Consider the following 10,164-nt stretch of genomic DNA (forward strand, 5'->3'; position numbering starts at 1 on the left):
CGATAACTCCGTAAAACACATTGAAAAAAACCCTCTCAATTTTACCGACCTCGGACCGGTACCCGAAAATATTTGTTGCCACATATTCCCAGTGCGCTGGCCATGAGCCGGGGCGGGGGTGGTTTGTTTGACTGCATTGGCGCGGTTTCGGCAAAAGATTGGGCCGGGGCTTTGGCGCCCGGAATTTTAAACTGTCTGAGGGCGATCAGCCCGAGTTTTTAAAATTCCAGCCAAAGTCCCGGCCCAATCGCCGAAACCGCGCCGCAGACAAACAAACCACACCCGACCCGGCTCATGCGAAAACCCGCATAAGCTGATTGCACAGATGTTGTCGTCACGCTCCCGGCAATGAAAGTGATGGCTTGGACTTCCTTGAAACGCCCGGGTATTGCTCAGCCTGTACCTCCGGGAGTTATGCCCTTTGACAAGGCCCTTTATCCGCCGAATGCCGGCTCGGGAATATCCACCACGGCCCGGCAGTTTCGCTGCAGGGACTTGATCCGGCCGGCGGTCACGGGCAGGATGGATTCAATGTAATAGGCTGCCGACTGGATCTGGCCTTCATAAAAGGCGGCATTTTTGTTCTTGGCAATCTTTTCCGCCCGCTCTTTGCCTTCGACCCCGCCGGTGATTTCCTCGAGTTTGGGGGCGGCCACAACAGCCCGCCACAACAGCATCCATGCCATGATGCTGTCTCCCACAACATCGAGAAACGGCATGGCCTGGCCAAATGCCACCTTGAAATCCGATGACGTGCCGGTCTTGCCCATGTGCATGGCCGCATTGCCCAGATCATTGACCGCAGCCTCCATGTCCTTTGCCAGGCTTTCCAGGGCCGGGATCTCCCTGGCCGCGGCCACGGTTTTCTGCATCTCCCCCAGCAGACTCATAAACACCGCGCCCTTTTTCATGCCCAGCTTGCGCCCCAAAAGGTCCATGGCCTGGATGCCGTTGGTGCCCTCGTAGATGGAGTTGATCTTGGAATCCCGCAGGAGCCGTTCGATGGGATAATCCTCGGTATAGCCGTAGCCGCCGTAGCACTGCATGGCCTGGACCGTGGCCTCAAAGCCCCGGTCCGTGCAATAGGACTTGATCACCGGGGTCAGAAGATCCACCAATTCCTGGCATCCCTGCTTTTCCTCCTCGTTTTGGGCGCACTCGATTTTGTCAAAAAGATGGGCCACGTAATAGACAAAGCTGCGCATGCCCTCTGTGTGGGTTTTCATCCACATGAGCATGCGCCGCACGTCCGGATGCCGGATAATGGGCACTTGGGGGGCTTCCTTGTTCTGAAGCTGCTCGATATCCCGCCCCTGCAGCCGCTGACGGGCATAGTCCAGGGCGTAGAGATAGGCGCAGGAGGCGTTAAACAGGCCCAGGGCGCCCACGCCCAGGCGCGCTTCGTTCATCATGTGAAACATCACCTGCATGCCCCGGTTTTCCTCGCCCAAAAGCAAGCCCCGGCAGCTGCCCTTGCTGCCGAAAGACAGCTGGCAGGTGGGGCTGGCGTGCAGGCCCAACTTTTTCTCGATGCCCGTGCACACGACATCGTTTGGCTCGCCCATGGAGCCGTCCTCGTTGATCCAAATCTTGGGCACGATAAACAGGGAAATGCCCTTGGTGCCCGCCGGCGCGCCCTCGATGCGGGCGAGCACCGGATGAATGATGTTTTCGGTCAGATCGTGTTCACCGTTGGTGATAAAAATCTTGTTGCCAGAAATGGAATAGGTGCCATCCTCGTTTTTCCTGGCCGTGGTCACCAGATTGCCCACGTCAGAGCCGGCCTCTGGCTCGGTTAAAACCATGGTGCCGGCCCATTTCCCCGAGTACATGTTATACAGAAACATTTCCTTCTGCTTGTCCGTGCCAAACACCTCGATCATCTTGGCCGCCCCGTGGGTGGCAAAGCCAAACGCGCCAAAGGAGAAATCCGCGCCAACGATGTATTCCGCCGCTGCCTGGGCGATTAAATGCGGCAAGCCCTGGCCGCCGATTTCCGGGTCCTCGCTTAAGGCGATCCATTCGCCGTCGCACAAAAGATTGTAGGGCCTGTGAAAGCATTCCGGCACCCTGACATGGTTGTTTTCAAAGGTCAGGCCCACCCGGTCGCCTTCCTCGTTTACCGGCAAAAGCTCCTTGATGGCGAAATTGCGGGCTTCCTTGACCACCATGTCAAACATCTTTTTGTTCATATCCTGATAGCGGGCGTTTTTTGTCAAAGACGCCGCATCAAACTGTTCATACAGGACAAAATCCACGTCCCTTTTGTCTGCAATCTGCTGTGCCATTTTTTTGAATCCTTTCCTGAGATGATCTATATAGATGTTCAGAATAATGAAAAGCGATAAAAAGAATTATTTTAGCGATGTTTTTTATCAAAAGTCAACGTAAACGTGAACTTTGCATATGTGTCGAAAAAAAGAAAAAATAAAAGCGGTAAACAGTTGCTTTATTGTTTGACTTTTGCCCAAACGGGTCTATAGTCATTTTAATCTTATAATGACTTGAGATGATTACCCGGACGGTTTCTTTCCAACAGCACAGCTATTTCTATAGTGGCCATCCGAAGGAGACCAAGAGAACTTTTACAAAAGGAGGATGACACTATGGCAAATGGCACAGTAAAATGGTTCAGCGACAAAAAAGGCTTTGGTTTTATCGAAACCGAGGATGGAACAGATGTTTTTGTTCATCATTCCGGAATCAATGCAACCGGTTTCAAATCGCTAAACGAGGGCGACAAGGTCACTTTCACCGTTCAGCAGGGGCAAAAAGGCCCGGCCGCCGTTGACGTGACCGTGGTATAATTTATACCCCCATCAGTAAGCATTTCAAAAAGCGTCCGGGATTTTTCCCGGGCGCTTTTTTTATACGCGCAATTTTTTACCGGACAAACTGCAGGCAACTGCATAGCAGGTGCTTGCGGCCGTGACTTGACAAAAATGCTTGGGCAGGAGTATTTTGGCAGCATACGACTTTCCAAATCTTTATCTTACAGGAGCCTTACCATGAAAACAGCTACCAGATCCGCCGCTTGCAACCTCACCTGCTGCCTGACAGCAGCCGCCATGTTTTTCCTGGCCTCCCCGGCCATGGCACAGAACCCGGATGAAGGGGGGTTTTTCCCGAAAGAGGAGATTTTCAAGCCGATCCTTGCCGACCCCAAGGAACCCCGGTTTTTCGGCTCTGTCCGGCACATTAACAATGAGATAAGAAAAGACTTTACCGGCGCGGCCATCGGTCTTGGCGAGACCTTTGGCATCTACCGCAAAAGCCCGGGACCCGGGCGTGCCTGGCAAATCAGCATCAGCGGCGGGGTGTTTTCTCATTTTGACATGGGTACCTCCACCTATGACCTGCTCAACTCGGATTACAGCATCGGCCTGCTGTGGACATACCGGGACCGGGACGCTTCCCTGCGCCTGCGGGTCTATCACCAGAGCTCTCACCTGGGAGATGATTACGTTTCAGACGATCCCGGCCTCCTGGACAAATACTCGGGATTTGACTATGAGGCCGCAGAGCTGATCACCGCCTACGACTGGGAACCGTTTCGCGTATACGGCGGCATCCACTATCTGCTCCAGCGGGACCCGGGAGATCTGGACCGGTGGAGCTACCAGGCGGGTATGGAATATGAAAGTCCCAGGCCGATCCTTTTTCACGGGGTGCCCGTGGCCGGGGTGGATATCAAGGGACTCCAGGAAAGAAGCTGGACTCCTGCCGTAAGCGTCAAGGCCGGACTCAAGTTCAAAAGCGCAGACAGCAGCCGGGACATCATGGTCCTGGCTGAATACTATGACGGTTTTATTCCCTACGGGGCGTTTTACGACTATGACATGGACGCATTCGGCCTCGGGGTCTACTTCGGGTTCTGATCCATGCGGCAGGCTTCTGCATAGGGCTTGAGTGCATTGCGCACCTTGCAGTCCGCAAGATCCCGCGGCGCCGGGGCCAGGGTTTTGTCGGCCACGGCCGCAGACAAATCAGGCATGTACTGCCGGATCAGCGGCTCGGGAATGGCGGTGCCCAGGTTGGTTTCCAGCCGCTGCACCGCCGCCTGGAGCCGGTCATAGCCCCAGTAATAGCGCACCCGGTCCAGGTAACTGAAAAGCACCCGCCAGTCCGGCACCGGTCCTGAATCGGGATGGTGACCGGACCAGTGCTTGGGGGCCTGTGCCATCACATCGCAAAGCACCTCCCGGAGACGCGACAGGGAAACGTCTTTGCAGCTGCCGAGCCACTCCTGTTCAATGCAGGCAAGGGCAAACAAAACCTCGCGCAAGGCAAAGGTCAAAGCCGGCCCCACCTTGAGCAGACAGAAATGATCGTTCACCATCTGCGCAAGCGCATCCGGATGCTGAAAATCCGTGGCATGGATTTCATAGGTCATGGCATTGGGCAGCCGGTCATGGAAGGCGGACAGGGCCGCGGCCGGCAGCCGCTGGTACGGCGCCACCCAGAGACCGCCGAAATCCACACCCGGCTGGACCACCACGGCAATGACCCGCAGCCAGGCATCCTCAAGTCCCAGGCGTTTAAACTCCTTTTGACAGCAGTCCAGGTACCGTCCCAGTTCCCCGGGATCTGACACCGGCACATCCCCGGGTTCCGCCATGGAACCGCCCGGGGTGGGCACTTCCGCACCGACCACGTACACCGGCCAGGAGGCCCCGGCCGGCAGCTTTTTTGCCGCGGCTTCGGCTGCCCGGCACAGGCGAGCGGCCCGCTCCGCGGAAACTTCCGGAGCCAGGGGGCCGTCCGGATCATCGCCCAGGGCCATGCTGGCATCCAGGTGAATTTTGGCATAACCCGCGGACACGCAATGGGCCACCAGGGTTTCGGCCTTGTCCATGGCGCTGTCCGCAGTCTCATTTTTCCACACATGCGGGCCCAAATGATCGCCGCCGATAATCAGCCGCCCTTTGTCAAAACCCATTTGGTCTGCCATGGCACTGATGTATCGGGTAAAATCCGCCGGTGTCATGCCGGCATAGCCGCCAAACTGGTTGACCTGGTTGCAGGTGGCCTCGATAAGCAGATCGCTGTTGTCTGCCGCAGCCCGGGCAAACGCAGCCAAAAGAACCTGCGGGTGAGACGAGCACACCGAGTAGATGCCTTCCGCCCTGCCCCTTCGCTGATGCGGCCCCATGGTTGTGAGTCGGTTCTGCATCATCATTAAAACACCGGCTGCGGCATGTCATTTGGATAGGTCACGGTAAAGGAAATGGAAATCTCCCGGCTCCGGCCGGGTTCCAGCTCCATTTCCCACTGCATGACCCCTGACTTATCGGCAAAATCCTTTTGGTCGGGCTGCGGTGAAAAGGAAACGTCTTTTACTTCTATTCTGTCGGTTTTGGAAACCGGTACGCTGTCCCGCACATGGATTGTAACCGGTCTTTGCTTTCGGTTTTCCGCAACAATCCGGTATTCCAGTTCCCGCACCACCGTGTCACGCTCGATTTTGCCGAAAAACCGGGTCTCCTTGCGATGATCCCGAAGCTTTTCCCGCCTGACCGCCACTGATCGGTCCGCTCCCATGCCCAGCACAAAGGGACGGCCTGCGGGCTGCTGTTCCAGAAACATGCAGCCGGCATACCGGCCCTCGAAAAACACCTGCACCGGTCCGGCCAGCAGTTCACGATCCGCCTCTGCCCGGCATACAAGAAAGGCCTCTGGCGCCCGGCGGGGAACAGCGAGGTGATAAAACCGGCTTTCAAGAGTGCGGGTAAAAAGGGGCAGCAGGTTTTCATCCTCCCCGGAGGCCACGGAAACCGGCACGGGCAGGTCATATTCAAAGGACAGGGCGGTTTCATGCTTTTCCGCCTCGGCCATGGGTGCGGGTGCTTTGGCATTTGCACCCATGGCCATCTCTTGCATGCGGGCGCCTGCGTCCCGGTCGGCTTTGCGCGCAACCGGCCCGGGAACATCGAGAAACCAGGGCGAAAGTTCGGGCAGCCGCCCGCCCTGGACCGGCTCGGCAGTGGAGACCGAAAGATCAACATCCTCCCAGTCCTCGCCTGTTTTCTGGCTGACCTGAGCCATCATGGAAAGATCCAGACCCTGGTCTGCATCCGCGGCCATGGCCCGGTAAACAGGCGACCAGCCGGCATTTTTCACCACGTACCTGGCGGCAATATCAACAGTCTGGGCGGTTTTTGAATCAAACAGGATTTCAATGGCCGAGGCGGTTTTGTCGGTCCGGTCCCGGAGCATATCCAGCTCCCGGTTCACCTGCCGGATCTGTTTTTCAAGCTTGTCCAGGCTGTCCTGGGCCTTTCGAAGCCCGGAGAAAACATTGGTGTACTGATTTTCCAAAAAATTTCGGGTGGCGTCCAGATCTTCCAGGGAGGGCATCTGCGTCTGAATTTCCCGGGGCACCTGGGTTGCGGAAAACTCCGCCACTGAATCCAGAAACGCCTCCTGGCGCTGGAGTGCGGTTTTTTCATCCGTGATTTCCTGCTGCTCTGATTTGAGCTCATCACGCCGGGCTTCGAGTTCCCGGATCTTTTTCCTGGGCGAATCGGCAACCGGCATACTGGCCACCCCAACGCCCAGAATCTGCCCCTCTCCCCGGACTTCTGCGGTCACAGAATCCGGATCCATGGAAAAGGCCTCCACACCCACCAGCAAACGATGAGTGCCGGCATCCACAGAGGTTTGCCCCTGGCGGGTGACCCGGGCCTGGTCAAAATAAACCGTGGTGCTGGTAATTTTGGTGGAAACCGTCTGCTTTGCGCCAAACGCAGCACCGGCAATGAGCACGAAACCGGTGATCATCACGGCCGCCCGGATTGTTTTCATATTCCCTCCCGTCGGATTTCAACCTTGTTTTGCAAATATTGTTTCACCTGCCCCAAAGGCAACTGTTGGCGGTGGAAAATGCCGGCTGCAAGGGCGGCTTCCACGCTTGTGCGGGTAAAGACCTCAAGGAAATGTTCGGCGCTGCCCGCACCGGATGAGGCGATCACGGGTATGGAGACCGCATCGCAGACCGCGCTGATCAGTTCCAGGTCAAAGCCCGCACCCGTGCCGTCCCGGTCAATGGAATTGAGCAGGATCTCGCCGGCACCCAGCTCCTGGCAGACCCGGGTCAGGGTGACCGCATCCACGGGCCGGCCCTCGCGCCCCCCGCTCACCGTGCACTGAAACCAGCAAAAACACCGGCCTTCCGGGTCGGGCTCAGCGGTTTCAATGACTACCTGGTCCGGGGCATCTGCCGGGTCATGGACATAGACCCGCCTGGGATCCACCGAGATCACTACGGCCTGGCTGCCGTAGACCTCGGAAATCTGTTCGATGGCGCTGTCTCCGGTCTTTTTTCCGGTTTTGAGATAATCTTCCGCGATATAAACCGCATCGCTTCCAATGGAGATCTTGTCCGCGCCGGATCTGAAATATTGCGCAGCCACCTCCAAAGAAGACCAGTTGCGGCCGTCTGCATCCGTATAGCTTCGGATCCCGCCGCCAATGGTCAGCGGGACAAAAACGTGCTCAGATGTGCGGCGCAAAACATCGAGCATGGGCATGTCCTGCATGGGAAAATCCCGGAATCCCGTGATGTTTAAAAACGTGATTTCATCTGCCCCCTGGGCATAATAATCCCGGGCCAGGTCCACCGGACCGCCAAGATCCCGGACCTGCCCGTTTTTGCGCACATCATAATGATCCCCCTTGGTGACCACCAGCTGCCCGGCGTCATCTGGGCGCACATCCAGGCAGGCCACGATCCTTTTGGCCAGATGCGTCCGAACCGGGTCCCGGAGCTCTATTGCGGCCTCCGGACCGGGTTCAAGGAAATTGCGCAGCACGGCAAGCCCGGCTGCCCCGCTTTTTTCCGGGTGAAACTGGGTGGCGGCGATGTTGCCCGCAGCCACGCTGCTGACAAACGACTGGCCGTAGTCTGTCCGGGTCAGCACAACATCCGGGTTCTGCGGCACCACGTGATAGGAATGAACAAAATAGAATTTCTCGTCCTCGGCCAGGCCGGAAAACAGGCTAGTGGGCTTTTTCACGGAAATGCCGTTCCAGCCGATGTGGGGCACGGACAACTCGGTTTCAAACCGCCGGACTTCGCCGGTGAAAAATCCGAGTCCCGCAATTCCGGGGGCTTCATGGCTTTTTTCAAAAAGGGCGTGCAGCCCCAGGCAGATGCCCAAAAAGGGCTTGTCCGCGCGCAAAAAGGTAAGCAGGGGCTCCACAAACCCCTTGTCACCCAGCACCTGCATCATTTTGCCAAAATTGCCCACCCCGGGAAAAACCAGTTTTTCCGCCCGGGCGATATCATCACCGGATGCGGCCATGTGCACGGTGTGGCCGGATTTTTCAATGGCATTGACCACGCTGCGGACATTTCCGGCGCCATAATCAAGCAGTGTTACCATTTGATCCCTTTTTCATCCCTGATTCCGGTTACCCCTGAGATTCAATCCTGATGGGGTTCAGGTTAACCGACTTGTGCGCCAAAATCAAGCCGGTTGCTTTTGCCTGCAATGTTGCTTGCATTATTAATGGTCTTGAACGATATTTTTTGATAGTATATATGGATATCTGATAAATCGTTATAAAAACAAGCCAGTTATCCTTTTTACCGGATTTTTGCGGGGGAAACACCATGGATATTGCACTACAGGAAAACATTGCCACTCTGGAAACCTTGCGCAAGGAGGCCCTGCAGTGCGGGGGCGAAAAGCGCATCGAGGTTCAGCACCTCAAGGGCAAACTCACCGCCCGGGAGCGCATTGAGCTGCTGCTTGACGAAGGCTCCTTTGAAGAATTTGACATGCTCAAAACCGGCCGGGGAAGCGCCATCGGAGATGAACGCACCTATCCCGGCGACGGGGTGGTGGCCGGCCACGGCACGGTGGAGGGTCGGGAAGTGTGCGTGTTCAGCCAGGACTTCACCGTCATCGGCGGCTCTTTGGGAGAAGCCCACTCCCAGAAAATCTGCAAGGTAATGGATCTTGCCGTGCGCGTGGGGTGCCCCATTGTGGGCCTAAACGATTCGGGCGGAGCCCGGATCCAGGAAGGCGTGGATGCGCTGGCCGCATACGGCGAGATTTTTTACAGAAATGTCAAGGCCAGCGGTGTGGTCCCGCAGATTTCCTGCATCATGGGCCCCTGCGCCGGAGGCGCGGTCTACAGCCCGTCCATGACCGATTTCGTGTTCATGGTACAGAATTCCTCCTACATGTTTGTCACCGGCCCCAACGTGGTCAAAACCGTCATCCACCAGGACATAACCTCCGAGGACCTGGGCGGGGCCGGGGTTCACGGAGCCAAAAGCGGGGTGGCCCATTTCACCCAGCCCAATGACATTCTCTGCCTGCGTGAAGTCCGTCGTTTGATGAATTACCTGCCGTCCAACAACAAGCAGAAAGCCCCCTTGGTGGATTTCAGCGACCCGCCCGAGCGCACGGACCCGGCACTGGATTATCTGGTGCCGCCCAACCCCGGGCAGACCTATGACATGAACGTCCTGATCTACAGCATCCTGGACGGGGCCGAGTTCATGGAGGTCCACCCGGATTTTGCCAAAAACATCATCTGCGGATTCGGCCGTCTGGGTGGCCAGGTCGTGGGCCTGGTGGCCAACCAGCCCGCGGTGCTGGCCGGCGTGCTCGACAGTGACGCCTCCACCAAGGCGGCCCGATTCGTTCGTTTCTGTGATGCCTTTAACATCCCCTTAATCAGCCTGGTGGACGTGCCCGGGTTCATGCCCGGCCCGGAGCAGGAGCATGGCGGCATTATCCGGCACGGGGCCAAACTGCTCTATGCCTTTATCGAGGCCACTGTGCCCCGGATTTCGGTGATCGTACGCAAATCTTACGGCGGGGCCTACCTGGTGATGAACTCCAAGCACATCCACTGCGATGTCAACTATGCCTGGCCTTCCGCGGAGATCGCGGTCATGGGGCCCAAGGGCGCCTCAGAAGTCATCTACCGCAGAGAAATCCAGGCAGCAGATGATCCCGAGGCCGTGCTGAACGAAAAAATGGCCGATTACCGCAGGCGGTTTGCCAATCCCTTTCTGGCGGCCCGGCGCGGATATATTGACGATGTGATTTTTCCGCGGGAGACCCGCCATCAGCTGATCCGTACCCTGCAGTTTCTGGAAGGCAAAACAGTGGAAAAACCTGACCGAAAACACGGAAACATCCCCTT

Annotated in this window: 7 protein-coding genes; 3 read left to right on the plus strand and 4 right to left on the minus strand. The window is 57.0% G+C overall.

The features are described from left to right. Positions 1-434 precede the first annotated feature (434 nt). The gene (locus R6U41_RS14240) at positions 435-2,288 is read right to left on the minus strand and encodes an acyl-CoA dehydrogenase (protein ID WP_410270507.1); all 1,854 of its coding nucleotides are present in this window, start codon (positions 2,286-2,288) and stop codon (positions 435-437) included. Positions 2,289-2,606: 318 nt separating this feature from the next. Here R6U41_RS14240 and R6U41_RS14245 point away from each other — a divergent pair, with 318 nt between their 5' ends. Both R6U41_RS14245 and R6U41_RS14250 read left to right on the plus strand, forming a co-directional pair. After that, a complete protein-coding gene (locus tag R6U41_RS14245) occupies positions 2,607-2,807 on the plus strand; it encodes a cold-shock protein (protein WP_181552158.1) in 201 nt (66 codons plus the stop codon). 201 nt (positions 2,808-3,008) lie between these two features. Next, complete coding sequence (locus R6U41_RS14250; RefSeq protein ID WP_410270508.1) at positions 3,009-3,878, plus strand: DUF1207 domain-containing protein; 870 nt, start codon at positions 3,009-3,011, stop codon at positions 3,876-3,878. On the opposite strand, the gene R6U41_RS14255 is transcribed toward R6U41_RS14250, so the two are convergent. From R6U41_RS14255 to hisF, 3 genes are read right to left on the minus strand one after another with little or no spacing between them, the layout of a single operon-like run. Next, positions 3,863-5,179 carry a class II D-tagatose-bisphosphate aldolase non-catalytic subunit gene (locus R6U41_RS14255; RefSeq protein WP_410270509.1) on the minus strand — a complete coding sequence of 439 codons (1,317 nt, stop codon included), beginning with the start codon at positions 5,177-5,179 and terminating at the stop codon, positions 3,863-3,865. The genes R6U41_RS14250 and R6U41_RS14255 overlap by 16 nt on opposite strands. Then, positions 5,179-6,804 (minus strand): mucoidy inhibitor MuiA family protein, encoded by a 1,626-nt coding sequence (locus R6U41_RS14260; protein ID WP_410270510.1) that lies wholly within the window; start codon positions 6,802-6,804, stop codon positions 5,179-5,181. The genes R6U41_RS14255 and R6U41_RS14260 overlap by 1 nt, the downstream gene beginning before the upstream one ends. Continuing rightward, entirely contained in the window at positions 6,801-8,384 is a 1,584-nt protein-coding gene (gene hisF, locus R6U41_RS14265) for an imidazole glycerol phosphate synthase subunit HisF (RefSeq protein WP_410270511.1), read from the minus strand. Before hisF ends, R6U41_RS14260 begins: the two co-directional genes overlap by 4 nt. Positions 8,385-8,614: 230 nt before the next feature. Between hisF and R6U41_RS14270 the strand changes: the two genes are divergently transcribed. After that, positions 8,615-10,164 (plus strand): acyl-CoA carboxylase subunit beta (locus R6U41_RS14270; RefSeq protein WP_410270512.1); only part of this gene is annotated, 1,550 nt, incomplete at its 3' end.

This window comes from Desulfosalsimonas sp. (genome assembly GCF_046483245.1).
In the GTDB taxonomy this organism is placed as follows: Bacteria; Desulfobacterota; Desulfobacteria; order Desulfobacterales; family Desulfosalsimonadaceae; genus Desulfosalsimonas.